20 protein-coding genes are annotated in these 18890 nt (G+C 58.4%); 15 read left to right on the top strand and 5 right to left on the bottom strand.

Annotated elements, in window-relative coordinates:
• Positions 1-38 precede the first annotated feature (38 nt).
• Complete coding sequence (locus MB824_RS03575; protein WP_238746041.1) at positions 39-1745, top strand: biotin--[acetyl-CoA-carboxylase] ligase; 1707 nt, start codon at positions 39-41, stop codon at positions 1743-1745.
• Complete coding sequence (locus MB824_RS03570; protein ID WP_238746039.1) at positions 1742-2329, top strand: cell division protein; 588 nt, start codon at positions 1742-1744, stop codon at positions 2327-2329. The genes MB824_RS03575 and MB824_RS03570 overlap by 4 nt, the downstream gene beginning before the upstream one ends.
• Before the next feature lie 442 nt (positions 2330-2771).
• On the opposite strand, the gene MB824_RS03565 is transcribed toward MB824_RS03570, so the two are convergent.
• Positions 2772-3359 carry a tetratricopeptide repeat protein gene (locus MB824_RS03565; protein WP_238746037.1) on the bottom strand — a complete coding sequence of 196 codons (588 nt, stop codon included), beginning with the start codon at positions 3357-3359 and terminating at the stop codon, positions 2772-2774.
• Positions 3360-3552: 193 nt separating this feature from the next.
• A complete protein-coding gene (gene serC / locus MB824_RS03560; RefSeq protein ID WP_238746035.1) occupies positions 3553-4659 on the bottom strand; it encodes a phosphoserine transaminase in 1107 nt (368 codons plus the stop codon).
• Positions 4660-4922: 263 nt separating this feature from the next.
• Here serC and lepA point away from each other — a divergent pair, with 263 nt between their 5' ends.
• The 7 genes from lepA (at position 4923) to MB824_RS03525 (ending at position 11630) form a co-directional block, all read left to right on the top strand.
• On the top strand, positions 4923-6716 hold the full coding sequence (gene lepA, locus MB824_RS03555) for a translation elongation factor 4 (protein ID WP_238746033.1): 1794 nt from the start codon (positions 4923-4925) through the stop codon (positions 6714-6716).
• 340 nt (positions 6717-7056) lie between these two features.
• Positions 7057-7218: a hypothetical protein gene (locus MB824_RS03550; RefSeq protein WP_238746031.1), complete on the top strand. Its 162-nt coding sequence runs from the start codon at positions 7057-7059 to the stop codon at positions 7216-7218.
• A gap of 54 nt (positions 7219-7272) precedes the next feature.
• Positions 7273-7845, top strand: a complete 573-nt coding sequence (locus MB824_RS03545; RefSeq protein WP_238746029.1) for a nucleotidyltransferase family protein — start codon at positions 7273-7275, stop codon at positions 7843-7845.
• 23 nt (positions 7846-7868) lie between these two features.
• The gene (gene lepB, locus MB824_RS03540; protein WP_238746027.1) at positions 7869-8912 is read left to right on the top strand and encodes a signal peptidase I; all 1044 of its coding nucleotides are present in this window, start codon (positions 7869-7871) and stop codon (positions 8910-8912) included.
• 218 nt (positions 8913-9130) lie between these two features.
• Positions 9131-9622: a CoA biosynthesis protein CoaBC gene (locus tag MB824_RS03535; RefSeq protein ID WP_238746025.1), complete on the top strand. Its 492-nt coding sequence runs from the start codon at positions 9131-9133 to the stop codon at positions 9620-9622.
• A 27-nt stretch (positions 9623-9649) separates the two neighbouring features.
• Positions 9650-10867, top strand: coding sequence for a RidA family protein (locus MB824_RS03530; protein ID WP_238746024.1), 1218 nt, complete (start codon positions 9650-9652; stop codon positions 10865-10867).
• A gap of 310 nt (positions 10868-11177) precedes the next feature.
• A complete protein-coding gene (locus MB824_RS03525; protein WP_238746022.1) occupies positions 11178-11630 on the top strand; it encodes a hypothetical protein in 453 nt (150 codons plus the stop codon).
• Between the two features lie 442 nt (positions 11631-12072).
• On the opposite strand, the gene MB824_RS03520 is transcribed toward MB824_RS03525, so the two are convergent.
• Together MB824_RS03520 and MB824_RS03515 are read right to left on the bottom strand one after the other, a co-directional pair.
• Positions 12073-12498: a type II toxin-antitoxin system VapC family toxin gene (locus MB824_RS03520; RefSeq protein ID WP_238746020.1), complete on the bottom strand. Its 426-nt coding sequence runs from the start codon at positions 12496-12498 to the stop codon at positions 12073-12075.
• Entirely contained in the window at positions 12498-12743 is a 246-nt protein-coding gene (locus tag MB824_RS03515) for a type II toxin-antitoxin system Phd/YefM family antitoxin (protein WP_238746018.1), read from the bottom strand. The genes MB824_RS03520 and MB824_RS03515 overlap by 1 nt, the downstream gene beginning before the upstream one ends.
• Before the next feature lie 244 nt (positions 12744-12987).
• Here MB824_RS03515 and MB824_RS03510 point away from each other — a divergent pair, with 244 nt between their 5' ends.
• From MB824_RS03510 to MB824_RS03485, 6 genes are all read left to right on the top strand, one after another.
• A complete protein-coding gene (locus tag MB824_RS03510) occupies positions 12988-13992 on the top strand; it encodes an alpha/beta hydrolase (RefSeq protein ID WP_238746016.1) in 1005 nt (334 codons plus the stop codon).
• A gap of 43 nt (positions 13993-14035) precedes the next feature.
• A complete protein-coding gene (locus tag MB824_RS03505) occupies positions 14036-14593 on the top strand; it encodes a flavodoxin family protein (RefSeq protein ID WP_238746014.1) in 558 nt (185 codons plus the stop codon).
• Between the two features lie 55 nt (positions 14594-14648).
• Positions 14649-15758, top strand: coding sequence for an alpha/beta hydrolase (locus MB824_RS03500; protein WP_238746012.1), 1110 nt, complete (start codon positions 14649-14651; stop codon positions 15756-15758).
• A gap of 89 nt (positions 15759-15847) precedes the next feature.
• Positions 15848-16951 carry a cupin domain-containing carboxymuconolactone decarboxylase family protein gene (locus MB824_RS03495; protein ID WP_238746010.1) on the top strand — a complete coding sequence of 368 codons (1104 nt, stop codon included), beginning with the start codon at positions 15848-15850 and terminating at the stop codon, positions 16949-16951.
• 94 nt (positions 16952-17045) lie between these two features.
• Positions 17046-17978: a LysR family transcriptional regulator gene (locus MB824_RS03490; RefSeq protein WP_238746008.1), complete on the top strand. Its 933-nt coding sequence runs from the start codon at positions 17046-17048 to the stop codon at positions 17976-17978.
• Positions 17979-18238: 260 nt separating this feature from the next.
• Complete coding sequence (locus MB824_RS03485; protein WP_238746006.1) at positions 18239-18538, top strand: YciI family protein; 300 nt, start codon at positions 18239-18241, stop codon at positions 18536-18538.
• Between the two features lie 159 nt (positions 18539-18697).
• On the opposite strand, the gene MB824_RS03480 is transcribed toward MB824_RS03485, so the two are convergent.
• Positions 18698-18890, bottom strand: a 193-nt coding sequence (locus tag MB824_RS03480; RefSeq protein WP_238746005.1) for a transposase, incomplete at its 5' end; no start/stop codon positions are given.

Genomic DNA, 18890 nt, shown 5'->3' with positions numbered 1-18890 from the left:
AAATCCGCCGTTTTTTCAGGCTGCCTGAAAGGTTTGCGATGTCTTTGTCCCAACTGCTTGCCGCGCTGGCCGACGGCGAACCGCGCCACGTTACCGAGCTGGCGCGCGCCGCCGGCCATGCGCCCGCTTCGCTCAACGCGCTGTGGCAGCAGGCGCCGGCGCACCTGCGCGGGCTGCTGCGCCAGCGAGACGGCTTCTGGCATCTGGTGCGGCCGCTGGCGCTGCTGCCGGAAAACTACCGCCATCCGCGTTTTCAGGCTGCCGTGCTCGAAGAAACCGCTTCGACCAACGACGAACTACTGGCGGCGGTGCGCGCCGGCGGCGACATCCACCACCGTTTCGTCGCTGCCCACCACCAGCGCAGCGGCCGCGGCCGCCAGGGCAGGGCGTGGCAGAGCCGCATGGGCGAATGCCTGACTTTCAGCATCGGCTGGACTTTTGCGCGCACGCAGGCGGAACTGGGCGCGCTGGCACCGTTGGCGGCACTCGCCTGCGCGCGCGCGCTGGCGTCGCTGGGCTGCCCCGCCGCCATCAAATGGCCGAACGATTTGGTGTCCGGCACCGACAAACTCGGCGGCATCCTGATCGAAAGCGTGCGCCGCGACGGCCTGACCCACGCCGTTATCGGCATCGGCATCAATTTCGTGCTGCCCAAGGAAGTGGCAAACGCCGCTTCGGTGCAGGCGCTGGCGGGCAAAAAAATTACCGCCGCCGCGCTGGCCGACCGCCTGCTCGACGAATTGGCCGCGGCGCTGGAAGGTTTTGCCGCCGAGGGTTTCGCGCCGTTTCAGGCTGCCTACGAGACCGTCCACCGCGACCAAGACCGCGAAGTCTGCCTGCTGCGCGAGGGCGAAACGGTGGCGCAGGGCAGGGTACTGGGCATCGCCGCCGACGGCGCGCTGCGGCTGGCGCCGGAGCAGGGCGGCGAGATGCTGGTGCACAGCGGCGAAATCAGCCTGCGCCGGCCGGAGCAGCTTGTTCAGGCTGCCGCGCCGGCCAAGCCGCAGCAATGCCTGCTGCTGGACGGCGGCAACAGCCGGCTCAAATGGGCGTGGGTGCGCAACGGCCGCATCGTCCACAGCGGCCACGCGCCCTACCGCGACCTTTCGCAGCTGGAGCGCGAATGGCAGGAGCGCGGCGCAGACATTGAAAAAATCGTCGGCTCGGCGGTGTGCGGCGAAGACAAGCGCGATGCCGCCGCCCGCGCCGTCGGCCTGCCGGTGGAATGGCTGGCGTCGATGCCGCGCGCGCTGGGCATCACCAACCACTACCGCCGCCCCGAAGAACACGGCCCCGACCGCTGGTTCAATGCGCTGGGCAGCCGCCGTTTCACCGACCGCGCCTGCGTCATCGTCAGCTGCGGCACCGCCGTTACCATCGACGCGCTCACCGCCGACAACCACTATCTGGGCGGCAGCATCATGCCCGGCTTTTACCTGATGAAAGAAGCGCTCTGCCGCAAAACCGACCGGCTCGGCCGCCTCGACGGCCAGCACTACCCCTTTCCCACCACCACCGCCAACGCCATCGCCACCGGCATGATCGACGCGGTATGCGGCGCGCTGATGCTGATGCACGCGCGGCTGGCATCACGCAGCAGCGGCGCGGTGGACGTTTTGATTACCGGCGGCGGCGCGGCCAAGGTCGCCGCGGCGCTGCCGGCGGCATTTACTTTAGACAAGCAAGTCAAAATTGTAGATAATCTCGTGATTTTCGGACTGCTCAACTGGATAGAAAACGCATGAAATGGCTGTTTGCCACCCTGGTGGCCCTTAATCTGATTGTTTTTGCCGGCATGCTCGGCGGCAAAATGCTCAAGCGCCACACCGCCGCCCAGCAGGCGGTTTCCACGCCTGTGGCGCCGCCGCAACCGCAGCAGCAACAGCCGCAGATCATCATCAACACCGGCAGCAGCGGCAGCCAGCAGCAGGCAAACAACAACCAGGGCGCCTACGGCGGCGGCCAGAACAAAAACTACATTCTGCCCAACCAGCCGCGCCGTCCGGTAGTGATGCTGCCGCGCGAGGGCAAAACCCAGCAGCCGCGTGCTCAGAAACAGGCCGAGGGCGAAGTCCGCCAGGGCAGCCAGCACCGCCCCTGCTCCGCCCGCGTCAGCCTGCCGGAAGACGACTACCACCGCATCAAAGGCCTGCTCGGCCGCTTCCCGCACGCCGCCACCCGCCAAGTGGTCGAAGGCGGCGGCGAGGGTAACAGCCAAAGCTCCGCCCGCATGAATGTGCTGTTTATGTCGGTAAGCGACGAAGATGCCGCCGCCCTGCAGGGCATCGTCGGCCGCTACGGCAGTTTAAGCCGCAGCCCCTGCCGTTAAATATTGCCGCCAAGGCAAAAAGCAGCCTGAAAACCAAATTTATGGTTTTCAGGCTGCTTTTTTGACGGCTAGGGTGCGTACCGCGCACCATTCACCGTATATCGTTCTGCCGTTTTGCCGCACGGTATCTCGGCAGCGCGGCGGTTTCTTGGTTTCGGTGCGCGGGGCGCACCCTACGCAAAGCATGGCATACGGGCATTAAATCTGTTGGAAAACGGTTTGGCAGACGGTTTTTCAGGCTGCCTGTTTGTTGAATGGGGCAGCCTGAAACGGTTTGGCAGCGCGTGCCGTTTGTGTTGCCCGGTTGTTGTTGGTGCGCGGGGCGCACCCTACAGCCGTTGCCTTAGATATCGCAGGTAAGGGGAAAAGCAGCCTGAAAGTCCATCGTTTGGTTTTAGTTTCGCAACTTCGCTACGCTGCGCAGGCTGCTTTGCCGCACGGATTACGGTTTGGCCGGTGCCGGCGCTGCGGCCGGTTCGGATGCGCTGCGAAAGCGCTCTTCCAGGCCGGCAAGAGTGCGGCGGGCGCTGTCGTTGCCCTGGGCGGCGGCTTTGGCGTACCAGTATTTGGCGGTGGCGATGTTTTGTTTGACGCCGGTGCCGGTGGCGTAGCGGGCGGCAAGGTTGTTTTGTGCTTCGGCGTGGCCTTGGGCAGCGGCTTTGGCGTACCAGTACACGGCCTGTTCGTAGTTTTGCGCGGTGCCGATGCCTTCGCTGTAGTCAAAGCCGAGCATAAACTGGGCTTCGGGGTGGCCCTGACGGGCGGCTTTTTGGTACCACTTGAAGGCTTCGGCGGGATTGACCGGTACGCCGAGGCCGTCTTGGTAGAGGGTGGCGACATTGACCTGCGCCAGCGCGTCGCCGCGTTCGGCCAGCGGTTTGAGCAGGCGCATGGCGGTTTTGTAATCTTCTTTCTGGTAGGCGGCGGTGGCGGCATCAAGGGCGGACTGCCGGCTTTGGGCGGCGGGCGCGGCGTAGGCGCTGTGGGCAAGCAGGGCGGCCAGCAGCAGGGCGGCGGGGCGGATGTTCACGGGCACTCTCCTTGTTTGGTCGGATGGTGGGAGATGTTTTTCAGGCTGCCTGAAGGTTTAAGGCAGCCTGAAAACTTTGGCGGGCGTTTGGACTTTGCTGTTGCGTTTTTCAGGCTGCTTGGGCGGTTTGCCGGCTTCAGGCAGCCTGAAAAGCCGGATGGGCAAAACTGCGCCCGCTGCGCTGCCAAATGGCTTAGCCGTAGCGGCGCTGGAACTCGCGCATAAAGTTGATCAGGGCTTCGACGCCTTGCAGCGGCATGGCGTTGTAGATGCTGGCGCGCATGCCGCCCATCGATTTGTAGCCGCGCAGCAGCTGCAGGCCGCGGGTGGTGGATTCTTGGGCGAACAGTTCGTCCAATTCCTTATTGCCGGTGGTGAAGATTACGTTCATTTTCGAGCGGGCGGCGGGATCGACGTTGTTGATGTAGAAGCCGCCGCTGGAGTCGATGGCGTCGTACAGGGTTTTGGCTTTGAGGGTGTTGATGGTTTCCATCTGGGCAACGCCGCCTTGCGACTGCAGCCAGCGGAACACCAGGCCGGAAATGTAGATGGGGTAGGTGGACGGGGTGTTGTACATGCCCTGGCGCTGGACGTGGGATTTGTAGTTCCATACGTCGGGCACGCGGTCGGAGCAGCGCTCGAGCAAATCTTCGCGGATGATGACGATGGTGGCGCCGGAGGGGCCGATGTTTTTCTGCGCGCCGGCGTAAATCATGCCGAAGTCGGAGACGTTGATGCGGCGGGAAAGGATTTCGCTGGACATATCGCACACCAGCGGCGGCATATTGTCGGCCAGTTTGGGCACTTCGCGGTATTGCAGACCGTGCACGGTTTCGTTGATTACAAAATGGACGAAGGCCGAATCGGGCGAGATGTCCCATGAAGAAACCGGCGGCAGGTTGTTGAACTGGTAGCGTTCGCCGCCGTGCGCGGCCAGATGGATTTCGACGTCGGAAAGTTTGCCCATCTGCTCGTGGGCGATGCGGCTCCATTGGCCGGTTACCACCGAATCGACGCGCTTGAAGCCGTTGGCCAGGTTCATCACCGACATATTGAACTGGGCGCTGGCGCCGCCCTGCAAAAACAGCACTTTGTAGTTGTCGGGAATGGCCAGCAGCTGGCGCAGGTCTTGTTCGGCATGGTAGAGAATGCTCATAAAGGCATCGGAGCGGTGGCTCATGGTCATCACCGAAAAGCCGGTGCCGTTGTAGTCGAACATCTCGCTTTGCGCGGTGCGCAGTACCGACTCGGGCAGGGTGGCGGGGCCGGCGGAGAAGTTGTAGATGGGCGTGTTGCGCATGGTGTGGGTGTTCCTAAGCAAGCATCGTTTCAGGCAGCCTGAAAGGGTTTTCAGGCTGCCTGAAACGGGGTTAGTCGGTATGGGTACAGGTTCTTGTCGGAACGCATTTTATGCCTGCGCCGCCGGCTTTCGCAAGTGGCGCGCCTAGGCGGCGGCGCGCTTTTGTTCGCCCGCCTGCGAAATCGCCCTACCCGATGCGCGCTTTTGGGCTAAAATGCGCGGTTTTTATGTCTTTTCAGGCTGCCTGAAAACCGATTTTCGCTATGAAAAACATCCGCAACTTCTCCATCATCGCCCACATCGACCACGGAAAATCCACCCTTGCCGACCGCTTTATCCAATACTGCGGCGGCTTGGAACAGCGCGAAATGAGCACCCAGGTGCTGGACAGCATGGATATCGAAAAAGAGCGCGGCATCACGATTAAGGCGCAAACCGCCGCGCTGAACTACAAAGCCAAAAACGGCGAAACCTATCTGCTGAACCTGATTGACACCCCCGGACACGTGGACTTTTCCTACGAAGTCTCGCGCAGCCTGTCCGCCTGCGAAGGCGCACTCTTGGTGGTGGACGCGTCGCAGGGCGTGGAAGCGCAAACCGTGGCCAACTGCTACACGGCGATTGATTTGGGCGTGGAAGTCGTGCCCGTGCTGAACAAAATCGACCTGCCCGCCGCCGACCCCGACCGCGTGGCGCAGGAAATCGAAGATATCATCGGCATCGATGCGGTGGGCGCGGTCACCTGCTCCGCCAAATCCGGTTTGGGCGTGGAAGACGTGCTGGAAGAAATCGTGGCCAAAATCCCCGCCCCCGAAGGCGATGAAAACGCGCCGCTGCAAGCCGTGATTATCGATTCGTGGTTCGACAACTATGTCGGCGTGGTGATGCTCATCCGCGTGAAAAACGGCAGCCTGAAACTGAAAGACAAAGTGCGCTTTATGTCCACCAAAGCCGAATCGCAGGTGGAGCAGCTCGGCGTGTTCACGCCAAAATCGGTGCAGAAACAAGAGCTCAAAGCGGGCGAAGTGGGCTTTCTGATTACCGGCGTGAAAGAGCTGGGGCAGGCGAAAGTGGGCGACACCGTTACCCTTGCCACCAATCCCGCCGCCGAGCCGCTGCCGGGCTTCAAAGAAGTGCAAAGCCAAGTGTTCGCAGGGCTGTACCCCGTGGAAAGCCACGACTACGAAGCCCTACGCGACGCGCTGGAAAAGCTGCAACTCAATGATGCGTCGTTAAAATTTGAGCCCGAAGTGTCGCAGGCACTCGGCTTCGGTTTCCGCTGCGGCTTTCTCGGCTTGCTGCATTTGGAAATCGTGCAAGAGCGCTTGGAGCGCGAGTTTGATATGGATCTGATTACCACCGCGCCCACCGTGGTGTATGAAGTGATCCTGAAAAACGGCGAAAAAATAGACGTGGAAAACCCGTCCAAACTGCCCGACATCGGCACGATAGAAACCATTATGGAGCCGATTATCACCGCCACCATTCTCGTGCCGCAGGATTATGTCGGCAACGTGATGACCCTGTGCAACCAAAAACGCGGCGTGCAGCGCAATATGCAGTATATGGGGCGGCAGGTGATGCTCACTTATGACTTGCCGATGAACGAAGTGGTGATGGACTTTTTTGACAAACTCAAATCCACCTCGCGCGGCTATGCCTCGCTGGATTACGAGTTTAAAGAATTCCAGCCCGCCGACTTGGTGAAGCTGGACATTATGGTAAACGGCGACAAAGTAGACGCGCTCAGCCTGATTGTCCACCGCCAAACCGCCGTGCAGCGCGGGCGCGAACTCGCCAGCAAAATGCGCGAACTGATCCCGCGCCAAATGTTTGACATCGCCGTTCAGGCTGCCATCGGCGGGCAAATTATCGCCCGCGAAAACGTCAAAGCCCTGCGCAAAAACGTACTCGCCAAATGCTACGGCGGCGACATTACCCGCAAGAAAAAACTGCTGGAAAAACAAAAAGCCGGTAAAAAACGCATGAAACAGGTGGGGAATGTGGAGATTCCGCAGAGCGCGTTTTTGGCGATTTTGGAGATTGGGGATAAGTGAGTTTTGGCTTCGCCGAAACTCGCCAACCCGTTTTCAGGCTGCCTGAAATATCCCGCTGTTTCCCATATTCACAGGAGTTTTCCGCATGAAAAGCAAGCTGTTTATCCTTTTGCTGCTGTCCACCACCGCACACGCCAGCCGTGTTGAACCACCGACAGAAGGCGAATGCCGCTACCAAAACCTGAGTACACGCAAACACGTCCCGCAAACGGGCGCGTGCACATTTGAATCATACGAAAGCGTACATGTTTTCACCCCGGGTCAGGGGCTTTCGGCAGCGGGCGGCTTCCGTTTCAAGCTGGCAAACGGGCGCGAAATAAGCGCTGATTACGAAGCCCGAATGCCATCTCGCGCTGGCGAAGAAAACGGCGAATGGAAACCGTCCAAGCACACGCTCAACAATTTGCCCGCCAAGCAAACCAGCCCCGACGGCTGGACTTGCCTGCGCTCCGCCAAAGAAGAATTGTGCTGGAAACAAAGCTATCCGGGCGTGCCGGATTAACGCAGCAGCCTTTTGAGGCATAAAACGTTTTTAGACGGCCTGAAAGGCAAAATCATGCAAGAAACCAATCTTCAAAAAACCGAACGCCTAATCCGCGAAATCAACCGCATCCACGCCCAATATTCGCAGGATTATTTTGAAACCGGCAAAGTCGCCAAGCTTAATCTCAGCCGCACGCTCGCCCATGTGCCGACCGAGCATATTTTGTCCTACCGTCTCAACCTGCACGAAGCGATTAACGATTACTTGGCGTTCGCCGATACGCGCGGCATAGACTTTTTCTACCGCGTTAAAACCGCCGAAAGCATCGCCGACAAAATCCGCCGCTACACCGAACGCGAAAACCAATATCCCGTCAACAACATCCTGAACGACATCTTCGGCGCGCGCGTGATTCTGCCGTCGGAGAGCGTCGCCGAAATCATGCAGCGGCTGGACGACTGGAAAGCACAATACAGCCTGAAAAACTGGTATCTGCGCGACAGAAACGGCTGCATCGGCTTGTGCGTTTATTTTGAACCCAATGATTGCTACCCGTGGGAATTGCAAATCTGGGACGAAAAAGATGCCGCCGAAAACATCCGCAACCACATCGCCTACAAACGGCACTTCGTTCAGGCAGCCTGAAAACCCATCATTAAAGGAAAACAATGGAATTAAGCAAACTGGTGTATCTGGCCGTAGCCGCCTTGGCAGCGGGCATCGTGATGTTCTTTGCCAGCAGCAAAGAGCGCAATGAAAAAGGCGAGTGGGGCAACGGCCTGCAATGGGCTTATCTGCTGATGATGATCGGCGTGTTCGGCATACTCGCGCTGTGGGTGGAGTGGAGCCTGACCGCGGTGCTGTTGGCCTTTACCGTGTTTACCGGCGCCGTCTGGCTGTGGGCGAAGCTGGTGCGCGGCAAAGGGCAGCCTGAAAAAGCCGCGCTGCCCGATGCCAACCATTTTCGCGACTATATGGGCGGTTTTTTCCCGATTATCCTGGTGGTGTTTCTGCTGCGCACCTTTGTTGCCGAGCCGTTTAACATCCCATCGAGCTCGATGCGCCCGGGCTTGGTTAAGGGCGATTTTGTGCTGGTGAGCAAATTCAGCTACGGCGTGCGCATGCCGATTCTGAATAATGTGCTGATTCCCACCGGCAAAATCGAACACGGCGATGTGGTGGTGTTCAACTACCCCGTCGAGCCGAAAACCAACTTTATCAAGCGCATCGTCGGTTTGCCCGGCGATACCGTCGAATATAAAGACAAGGTATTGAAGGTAAACGGCAATATTGTTGAAACCGATACCCCCGACGGCAGCTACGCCTACCCCGACGACAACGATCCGCAGCAGCAAATCGACACCCAGCGCTACCACGCCGATTTTGCCGGCCGCCGTTTCGACGTGCTGAAAAAAGAAGGCGAAGCCGCGGTGAAAGTGGACGGCGTGGGCTATTACCAAAACCTGGCCGCACAAAACGGCATCGAAGGCCAGGTCGACGAGCAAAACCAAAACTGCGTTTACGAAGCCGACGACAGCGGCTTCACCTGCACCGTGCCCGCCGGCAAATACTTCGCCATGGGCGACAACCGCGACCACAGCGCCGATTCCCGCTACTGGGGCTTTATCGACGACAGCCTGATTGTCGGCAAAGCCTTCTTTATCTGGCTCAACTTCAGCGAACCCAGCCGCATCGGCACGGTTATCAAATAAGCGGCTGCGGCACAGAAAAAAAGCAGCCTGAAAAGCAAAAACGGCGTATCGCAAAGCCCTGCGGTGCGCCGTTTTTAGGCTTTCAGGCTGCTTTATGCTTTTTTGTTATAAGAGTTAATTGCTTTAAAAACATAAAGAATATGATTAAACGGTCTTGGTCGGTGCGGTTTTAAGCGGCTATGATGCCCGCCTGCTTAATACCAAAAGGAAGAAGTGCCATGTCCCACCGCAAAAACATCCTGTTCACCGTATCCGACAGCACGCCGCTTGCGGAACTCTACCGCCGCCTGTCGCAAGGCATCGACATTATCGAAGCGCATACCGCCTTCGCCCACAAACGCGCGCTGCCGACGGTGCGCCAGGCCATCAGCCATCTGCGCCGTTTCGTTGCCGGCGAATTGGGCACCGACGAAGGCGCGAAGCTGTGGTTTAAAAAACTCACCAAGCTCGCCGAAGAAGTGGGCGACATGACGCCCGCGCAGTCTGCCTACATTCTCGCCGCCGCCGAAGTGGCGCACGCCGCCTCGCATATGGGGCATGTGAACATGGCGCTCAGCCGCGGCGGCCGCACCCGCGCCGATGCCGAATATGTGAAGCTGCAAACCGCCTACGTTAATTTTGCCTTCAAAGGCGTCGATGAATTTCTGGCGCTGGCCGACAGCAGCCTGAAACCGAATTTTGCTTTTAACGACGAAGCCGTGGCAGCCTGAAAACTGCCGCCGCACAAGGAGAAAATCATGAGCGCCTTACCGCTGGAAACCTACTTTGAAGCCGACGAAACCGAGCGCTTCACCCCTTATTCCTACGCCGCAATCGTGCCGCAACGGGGCGAAACTTACGCCGCGCAGGCCGCAGACATCGCCGAACAAATCCGCCGCCAATTCAAAGGCAGCGGCCGCAAAATCGTGCGCCAAACCGTCTTTCTGCGCGACGCCGAACGCCTAGACGAAGTGGCCGCGCTGTTTGCACAAAACTTTGGCGACAGTCTGCCGCTGACCGCCTACGTTGCCCAAGCCCCCGCCGACGGCAGCCTGCTCACCGCCGAGATCGCCGCCGTTTCCGTGGCCGATGCCCAAGTGCGCCGCATCAGCCCGCAGCTGACTACCGTGTCCCACAACGGCATCACCTTCGTCCACACCCACGCCGACGCCTTCCAAAACGGCCGCGCCCCGCGCGAAAATTCTTATGCCGACACCCGCGCCGTGCTCGAAGAAAACCTTGCCCTGCTCAAACAAGGCGGTGCCCGCCTCGACCAAGTGTTCCGCACCTGGTTTTACATGGGCAGCATCGTCGCCCCCGACAGCCGCGCCGCCGACCATGAGCAGCGCTATAAAGAACTCAACCGCGCCCGCACCGACGTCTTCGGCGACACCCGTTTCCTTGAAAGCAGCCTGAAAACCCAACCCGCCTTCGACGTTTACCCCGCCTCCACCGGCATCGGCATGGGCGGCGAAGACATCGCCCTGGGCACCACCGCCATCCTGACCGAGCGCCGCGACGTTTACACCCTGCCGCTGGAAAACCCGCGCCAAACCCCCGCTTTCGACTACGCCCGCCACTACAGCCCCGAAAGCCCCAAATTCGCCCGCGCCATGGCCGTTATCTACGACGACACCGCCGACGTTTACATCTCCGGCACCGCCTCCATCACCGCCTCCGAAACCCAACACATCGGCAACACCGCCAAGCAGACCGAAGAAACCCTGCTCAACATCGCCACCCTGATCAGCGCCGACAACTTCGCCGCCTCCGGCTTCCCCGGCTACGGCGCCACCCTGGGCGAACTCGCCTCCGTGCGCGCCTACGTCAAACACGCCGCCGACTACGAAACCGTGCGCGCCGTGTGCGAACGCCAACTCCCCGGCGTACCCGTGGTTTACACCATCGGCGACGTCTGCCGCGACGATCTGCTGGTCGAACTCGAAGCCGTCGCCCATATCCGCAAGGCCGTCTGAAAAGACAGCCTGAAAAAGCCAAAGGCAGCCTGAAAAGGCTTTCAGGCTGCCTGACGGCTTAAAACAGCATCTGCCACAGGCAAAACACCGGCGGCCGTCTGCACCCTCTCCCGCTTGCGGGGGAGGGTCGGGGTGGGGCGCTTGGCATTGCAGCCATATCTGCCACCGCATTTCTGCGAAATGCCACCCCCTCCCCAATCCGCCCCCAAGCAAGCGCAAGAGTGGGAGAAACGGCAGCCGCTTGTCCCGCGAAACGCCGCCGACATTTTCAGGCTGCCTTCGCCCCATTACCAAAAAAGGAACCCAAAACATGACCCGCCTTTACGACATCCCCGATTACACCCTCGACGAACTCTACGACTACTACAACCGCGTGATCGACCACGCCGAAAGTCTCAAGCCCGCCATCCACCCGCGCACCCGCTTCCAAGTCGAAAACGCCCTGGCCGACTACCGCAAATTCGGCACCGGCGAATTGGACATCGACCTGGGCACCAAACGCTGGTTCCGCGTTATGTCCCACCTGGTCGAAGAAGTCGGCGACCTCGACGAAGGCCAAACCGCCTACATCCTCGCCCTCGCCGAAATCGGTCACGCCGCCGCCCACCTCGGCCATCTCAACACCGCCCTCAGCCGCGGCGGCCGCACCGAAGCCGACGTCAAATACGAAGCCCTCAACCGCGCCTACGTCGGCTTCGGCTTCAAATGCGCCGAAACCTATCTGGATTTGGTATCCCCCGCCGAAACCGCACAGGCAGCCTGAAAAACCCGCCAAACGTCAACGCACCGTTCCCGCCCGTCCGGCAGCCGCACCGCCGCACGGGCGGTTCGTATAGTTGCCGGTGTGGCTCGGAACAAGGTGTGTTGGCAACTGGCGGTTCGGCGTTCTCTGTCCATCAAATCTCCAACACTTGTACCATAAAATTTCTAACACCGTCATTAGTTTACGCAAGTCCGCTGTGCTACCCCCGCGTCGGCGGGAGTCTTGTTTCTGCTTAAACATCGGCTTGTTTGCTCAGGCATCGCCACAATACCAAGCAAGATTCCTGCCTGTGCGGTAATGACGTCGTTTGGGCAAACTTTGCGAACCTTACCCAAGACTTTCAGGCTGCCTTGTGCGTTTCCAAAACCAAATGCAAACATAAGGCCGTCTGAAAACCGGTTTCCGCTTTTCAGACGGCCTTTGGCATCAGCAGACAAACGCATCAGATTTCGCCGAACGGATTAAACAGCGGCACCTGCAAATCGGCAAAATCCCGCGTGTTGCGCGTTACCAAAGTCAAACCGTGGCGGATGGCACTGGCGGCAATCAGCGCGTCGTTGTAGGGGCGGCGGTCGGGGATGTGCAGGCGGGCGCAGACGCGGGCGGTGTGGCGGTCAACGGGCAGGATGCGCGTGTCGAAAGTGGGCAGTACCGTGCCTTCCAGCCAGTTTTCCAAACGCGCAAACTGCGCTTCGTCGCTGCGATGGCGCACGCGCAAAATGCCCTGCTCGATTTCCAGCAGGGTGATGACGCTGAGGTAGCAGCGGTCAAAATCCACGCGCTCCGCCCACGCAGCCACGGCGGGATGGGCTTTGCCCTGGCTGATTTTGCGGATTTCCGATAATACATTGGTATCCAGCAGATACATCAGAAATCCACCTCGCGCTGAACGATGGGGCAGCGGGGGAACTCCACTTCAATCCAGTCGGATTCGGGGTCGCTCAATTTTTGTGCCAAACTCGGTTTGCCCGCTTGCAGCGACTGATACGCCGCATAATTCATCAACACATAAGCCGGTTCGCCGCGGTCGGTAATGCACACGGGCGCGGTGTCGCTCATGTTTTTGGCTTTGGCAACGTTTTGGTTAAATTCGCGGCTGCTGATGGTTTGCATGATGGTCTCCTGATGGTTGTAGCAACGTGCAAGCATTGTAGCACGGTTTGGGAAAAGCGTTTTCAGGCTGCCTTTGATGAATTTTTCTCACAACCGTTACCAGAAATCCCCCGTTTTTCTCAAACAACAAACCCCGTATCATCCGCCCATTCCCATTCAACACGCAGGACAAACCCAGTGAAATCCGTGAAAACCCTTTTATCCACCGCTGTTATCAGCACACTTTATATTCGGAGCAAACACCATGGCCGCAGACTACCGCAGCAATCCCTTCACGCTGACTTACGACCACGCCATCACGCAAAACGTGAAAGGCAAAGTCAATATCCACCCCGTGAAATACACGCAAAAGCACACCGGCATTGAAGTCGCCGCCAATGTGTACACGCCCGCCAATTACGACCCCGCGAAAAAATATCCCGCCATCGTCGTTGCCCATCCGAATGGCGGCGTGAAAGAGCAGGTCGCAGGTTTGTATGCGCAAAAACTTGCCGAGCAGGGCTACATCACCATCGCTTTTGACGCCGCTTACCAAGGCGCAAGCGGCGGCAGTCCGCGCTACACCGATAAACCGCAAAACCGCATTGAAGACATCCGCGCCGCCGCCGACTTTATCAGCCAATATCAAGGCGCCGATGCCGATGATTTGGGCTTGCTCGGCATTTGCGGCGGCGGCGGTTATTCCATCAAAGCCGCGCAGACCGACAAACGCTTCAAAGCCGTGGCAACCATCAGCATGTTTAACACGGGCGACGCGCGGCGCAACGGCTATATGCGCTCGCAAAAAGACACCATCCAACAGCGTTTGCAGGCAGCCGCCGAAGCGCGTCAAAAAGAAGCAGCTACGGGCGAAGTCGCCTACACGCCGCCCTTTGGCGCGGGCATGACCCCCGAGCAGGTGGCCGCCATCAAAGTGGATTTGTACCGCCAGGGCTACGAGTATTACGCGCAAAGCCACTTCCACCCCAATTCGCAAACTAATTCCACCGTTGCCAGCCTTGCCGATTTGATGGAATTTGATGTGAACACCAATGTGGATTTGATTAACCAGCCGCTGTTGATGATTGCGGGCGACAAGGCGGATTCCCTGTATATGACCGAAGAAGTGTTCAAAAACGCCACGGGCACGCAAAACAAAGAGCTGTTTAAAATCAAAGGCGCAACGCATATCGAGACCTATTGGAAGCCCGAATATGTGAAGCAGATTGCCGATAAACTGGGGGCGTTTTTTAAGCAGAATTTGAAATAGGCAGCCTGAAACGCTGTCTGAAATGCCCAACGAGAAAGCCGTTATGAAATCCATCCTGCTTGCCCTTTCCCTGCTCGCCGCCATGCCCGCGCAGGGAAAGGATTTGATTGTTTATCTAAGCCGCAGTCACAACACCGAAGCCGTCGCCAAAATCATTCAATCGGAAACGGGCGGCGATTTGGTTGCCATCGAACTGCAAACCCCATATCCCGCCGATTATCGCGCCACCGTCGAACAAGTACAGCGCGAAAACGAACGCGGCTACCTGCCGCCGCTGAAAACCCGTATCAGCCCTGCGCAGTACGACCGCATTTTTATCGGCTTCCCCACTTGGGGTATGCGCCTGCCGCCACCCGTAAAAAGCCTGCTCGCCGCCCACGATTTCGGTGGCAAAACCGTTATCCCCTTCAACACCAATGCGGGCTACGGCATCGGCAGCAGCTTTGACGAACTGCGCCGTTTGTGCCGCAACTGCCGCGTCGCTGAAGGCTATGCCACCGAAGGCGGCAAAGAGCGTGACGGGATTTTGTTTGTGATGCAGGGTGAAAAAGCGCAGCAGACACGCAGCCAAATCCGCCGCTGGCTGCAAAAGCTCAAATAAACGTTTTCAGGCTGCCTCAGTCTTCAATTCACCTAAACAACATAAGGAAAATAAAATGACGTTAAAACAACTCTGCTCCGCCATTGCCGCCACCACCGTTGCCACCTCTGCATTTTCTGCGCCTTTGTCCATTGAAAAACAAGGCACGTTCGCCGTAGGCGGCACGGTAAAAACCAGCGCAGGCACATACAACCCGCGCCCTGCCATCACGCAAGGCAAAACGTCCAACAACTTTATGGATGTATTCAACGCTTCCATTCAAAGCGGCGGACAAACCCTGCATGGCGACCACGCCACCGTGCACTACCAAATCCCCGTAAACGCCAAACGCCTGCCGCTGGTGTTCCTGCACGGTGCAGGACAATCTATGCGTTCGTGGCAAACCACACCCGACGGACGCGAAGGCTGGGACACGCTGTTTCTGCGCAAAGGCTACGGCGTTTATTTAATCGACCAACCGCGTCGCGGACAATCAGGGCGCAGCACCGTAGATGCCACTGTGCCCGCCACACCTGACGACCAATTCTGGTTCGCACAATTCCGTATGGGCGAGTATCCGACTTTCTTTAAAAATGTCGCGTTTCCGCGCGATGAACAATCGCTTGACCAATTCTTCCGCCAAATGACCCCCAACATCGGCGCGTTTGACGCGGATTTGATTTCAGGCAGCCTGAAAGCCCTGTTTGAGCGCATCGGCAACGGCGTGTTGGTCACACATTCGCAAGGCGGCATAGTCGGTTGGTATGCCGGCATCAAATCGCCCGACAAAATCAAAGCCATTGTTGCCATCGAACCGGGCAACTTCCCCTTCCCTGAAAACGAAGTACCGCCCGTCATCACCAGCGCATTCGGCGACATCGCACCCGCCAAAGTAAGCCAAGCCGATTTTGCCAAGCTCACCAAGCTGCCGATTGTGATTTACTTCGGCGACAACATTGCCGACAAACCCGCCAAAACCCAAGGCGAAGACCAATGGCGCATCCGTCTCGCCCTTGCCCGCCAATGGGCGCAAGTGGTGAACAAACACGGCGGCGATGTAACGGTGGTGCATTTGCCCGAAGCCGGCATCAAAGGCAACACTCACTTCCCGATGCAGGATTTGAACAACGCCGAAGTTGCCGACCATTTGGCAGGTTGGCTGAAACGCAAAGGCTTGGATAAATAGAACCCGCCAATCCGCTTTCAGGCAGCCTGAAAACAGCAAAATGCCGTCTGAATCCGCTTTCAGACGGCATCGCAGCAAGAGTCTTCCCAATGAAAAAATTTTTCCAAAAAACCACCGCGCTTTGCTTTGCCCTTGCCGCACCCTTTGTCCAAGCCCAAACCATGACCCAAGTTATCCCCCAATCCGTCCAAACCGTGCAAACCACCGACCCCGCCCATTTCACCGGTCAAGGCAGTTACGCCCGACTGCCCGTTATGCCGTCCAACGGCGATGTTGCCGCCGCCTCCGTCAACTTTCCGCCGAATGTGTTCACCGACTGGCACAGCCACGCCCAAGGGCAATATCTCATCGTTACCGAAGGCATCGGGCGTTTCCAAGAATGGGGCAAACCCGTGCAGACCATACAAAAAGGCGACGTGGTGTGGATTGCGCCGAATGTCAAACACTGGCACGGCGCGGGCGAATTTACCGCTATGGCGCATATCGCATTAAGCCCCGCCAAAGACAACGCGGTTACTTGGTTTGAAAAAGTCAATCTGCCGCGCACCGAACGCGCCGCCGCCCATATTTTAGGCAGCCTGAACGCCAAACAGCTCGCCCTGCTGCCCGTCGCCGCCGCCGTTACCACGGGCGACACGGCAAAACTCAACGCCGCCGTCGCGCAAGGCTTGGCGGACGGTTTGACCGTATCCGAACTCACCGAAGCCGTGTCGCACCAGTTTGCCTACATCGGCGCGCCCAAAACGCTCAACGGCATCGCCGCCCTGCAAAAACAGCTTGAAACGCGCAAAAACCAAGGCATCCGCGACCCCGAAGGCACACCCGCCACCGACATCGGCGCGGCGGATTATTACCAACTGGGCACGCAAACCCTCGCCCGATTGAGCCAAGCCCCCACCGACCGCCCGATTTTCCGCTTCGCCCCCGCCGTCGATTACGCCATCAAAGCGCAGCTCTTCGGCTACCAGTTTAGCCGCGACAACTTGGGCGCAGTCGAACGCGAACTCGTTACCCTCGCCAGCCTCGCCGCCTTGGGCGAAAGCGTAAACGGACAGCTGCGCTCGCATCTGCGCGTGTTGCAAAACCTCGGCGCAACAGACAGGCACATCGCCCAAATCGCGCAAAGCATCGAAACCGCGCTGGGCAAGGCCGCTGCGGATAACGTGCGCCAAGTGTGGCAAGGGCTGGATTGATTTCAGGCAGCCTGAAAACTTCCCCCCAACGACGTCATTCCCGCGCAGGCAGCCTGAAACGCAAAAACGCCGTCTGAAACCCGATTCAGACGGCGTGTTACCATCCACCTTCGCAAACCCGAATCCCAACGCCATGAACGACAAGCGCAATTTCAACGATTTATACGCCTTTATCCAAGTGGTGCAGGCAGGCAACTTCAGCCGCGCGGCGAAAACGCTGGACGTACAGCCCTCCGCATTGAGCCACCGCATCGGCGCATTGGAAGCGCGGCTGGGCGTGAAGCTGCTGCACCGTACCACCCGCGCCATGTCGCCCACCGAAGCGGGACAGCAGCTTTTCGAGCGTACCGCGCCGCTGTTTGACGGCATCAGCCGCGAAACCGACGCACTGGGCGACTTTCAAAACCGTCTCACCGGCAAGCTGCGCATCAACGCCGCCGAAAACCCCGCCCATTATTTCATCTATCCGAAAATCCGCGATTTCCTGCGCCGCTATCCCGACGTTTCCATTGAAATCCTGATTGACAACCGCCGCGCCGACACCGTATCCGACGGCTTCGATTTCGGCGTGCGCCCAATAAACGATGTCGCACAAGACATGGTGGTGCTGCCCGTGTCCGCCGAACGCGCGATGGTGCTCGTTGCCGCGCCCGAATTTCTCAGTCGACACGGCGCACCGCACAGCCCGCAAGACTTGCCGCAATGCCGCTGCATCGTGCCCTCGTTTGATGCGTCTTACCGCTTGGACGAATGGGAATTTGTGCAAAACGGGCAAACCGTGCGCATCCGCGTGCCCGCCGTGTTCACCGCCAACAGCACGCTGATGGCCAAACAAGCCACTCTCGACGCGCTGGGCATCGTCTGGCTGCCGCAATACGCCGTGTCGCGCGAACTTTCAGAAGGCAGTCTGAAAGAAATCCTCGCCGACTGCCGCATCACCTACCCACCGATGGCGCTCTACTACCCGAAAAACCGCCACAAAACCCGTGCCGCGCAGGCTTTGTTGGATTTTTTGAAAACGGATTGATGGGCTTGGTAAAGGGGAAAACAAAAGGCAGCCTGAAAACCCGTTTCAGGCTGCCGCAAACATTTGAACGCAGTGCGTAGGTCGGGCATTCATGCCCGACAAATCCCCGCTTGCAAGATGTCGGGCATCAATGCCCGACCTACCGTGAGCCGAAAAGGCCGTCTGAAATGAATTCCCTCCGCCTGCTTGCGGGGGAGAGTTAGGGTGGGGGAAAGCCTTTTCAGGCTGCCTGATTTTTGAATTTGAATTAAGGAAACAAAATGTATCTAATCACCATCACCGTCAACCCCGACCTATCCGCCGAGCAACATGAAACCATGTTCCCCAAACACGCCGAATGGTTCAAAAAACACTTCGCCAACGGCACATTCCTGCTTACTGCGCCGTTTACCGACACCGACGCGCACCAAGGCATGATTTTCGCCCACACCGAAAGCCGCGAAGCCTTGCAAACCATTTTGGCAGAAGATTGTTATTACCCCGACTTTGCCAAATACGAAATCCGCGAATTCGCGCCCAAGCTGATTTCTGAAAAACTGCCCGAACTCGCCGGCAAATAACTCACACAGGAGGAGACCTTTGCAAAAAAGCCTTTCCTTCGACAGCTGAAACCCAAACACAGGTTTTCGGCTGTTTCCGCCCCAAATCACTCCTAATTTTACCCAAATACCCCCTTAATCCTCCCCGGATGCCTGATTATCAGGTATCCGGGCCGCCTTTTAGGCGGCAACAGGTACACTTAGACTGTTGGCCGCTTTCAACAGGTTTAAACACATCGCCTTCAGATGGCTTTGCGCACTCACTTTAATCAGCCCGAAATAGGCTGCCCGGGCGCAGCGGAATTTACGGCGCAGCGTACCAAAGCTCTGTTCGACCACATACCGGGTCTTCGACAAATACCGGTTGCGCTTC

This window comes from Kingella pumchi, from assembly GCF_022288825.1.
Lineage (GTDB): Bacteria > Pseudomonadota > Gammaproteobacteria > Burkholderiales > Neisseriaceae > Kingella_D > Kingella_D pumchi.
Note: the sequence above shows the minus strand (reverse complement) of the source record. Positions and strands in the feature narration are given on the sequence as shown.

What these genes read in the sequence shown, in the direction of transcription:
- MB824_RS03505 (WP_238746014.1), top strand. Translation starts at nt 14,036, where the DNA reads ATGAAATCCATCCTGCTTGCCCTTTCCCTGCTCGCCGCCATGCCCGCG.
- MB824_RS03500 (WP_238746012.1), top strand. Translation starts at nt 14,649, where the DNA reads ATGACGTTAAAACAACTCTGCTCCGCCATTGCCGCCACCACCGTTGCC.
- MB824_RS03495 (WP_238746010.1), top strand. Translation starts at nt 15,848, where the DNA reads ATGAAAAAATTTTTCCAAAAAACCACCGCGCTTTGCTTTGCCCTTGCC.
- MB824_RS03575 (WP_238746041.1), top strand. Translation starts at nt 39, where the DNA reads ATGTCTTTGTCCCAACTGCTTGCCGCGCTGGCCGACGGCGAACCGCGC.
- MB824_RS03525 (WP_238746022.1), top strand. Translation starts at nt 11,178, where the DNA reads ATGACCCGCCTTTACGACATCCCCGATTACACCCTCGACGAACTCTAC.
- MB824_RS03545 (WP_238746029.1), top strand. Translation starts at nt 7,273, where the DNA reads ATGCAAGAAACCAATCTTCAAAAAACCGAACGCCTAATCCGCGAAATC.
- MB824_RS03510 (WP_238746016.1), top strand. Translation starts at nt 12,988, where the DNA reads ATGGCCGCAGACTACCGCAGCAATCCCTTCACGCTGACTTACGACCAC.
- MB824_RS03535 (WP_238746025.1), top strand. Translation starts at nt 9,131, where the DNA reads ATGTCCCACCGCAAAAACATCCTGTTCACCGTATCCGACAGCACGCCG.
- MB824_RS03530 (WP_238746024.1), top strand. Translation starts at nt 9,650, where the DNA reads ATGAGCGCCTTACCGCTGGAAACCTACTTTGAAGCCGACGAAACCGAG.
- lepA (WP_238746033.1), top strand. Translation starts at nt 4,923, where the DNA reads ATGAAAAACATCCGCAACTTCTCCATCATCGCCCACATCGACCACGGA.
- serC (WP_238746035.1), bottom strand. Translation starts at nt 4,659, where the DNA reads ATGCGCAACACGCCCATCTACAACTTCTCCGCCGGCCCCGCCACCCTG.
- MB824_RS03515 (WP_238746018.1), bottom strand. Translation starts at nt 12,743, where the DNA reads ATGCAAACCATCAGCAGCCGCGAATTTAACCAAAACGTTGCCAAAGCC.
- MB824_RS03570 (WP_238746039.1), top strand. Translation starts at nt 1,742, where the DNA reads ATGAAATGGCTGTTTGCCACCCTGGTGGCCCTTAATCTGATTGTTTTT.
- MB824_RS03520 (WP_238746020.1), bottom strand. Translation starts at nt 12,498, where the DNA reads ATGTATCTGCTGGATACCAATGTATTATCGGAAATCCGCAAAATCAGC.
- lepB (WP_238746027.1), top strand. Translation starts at nt 7,869, where the DNA reads ATGGAATTAAGCAAACTGGTGTATCTGGCCGTAGCCGCCTTGGCAGCG.
- MB824_RS03550 (WP_238746031.1), top strand. Translation starts at nt 7,057, where the DNA reads ATGCCATCTCGCGCTGGCGAAGAAAACGGCGAATGGAAACCGTCCAAG.
- MB824_RS03485 (WP_238746006.1), top strand. Translation starts at nt 18,239, where the DNA reads ATGTATCTAATCACCATCACCGTCAACCCCGACCTATCCGCCGAGCAA.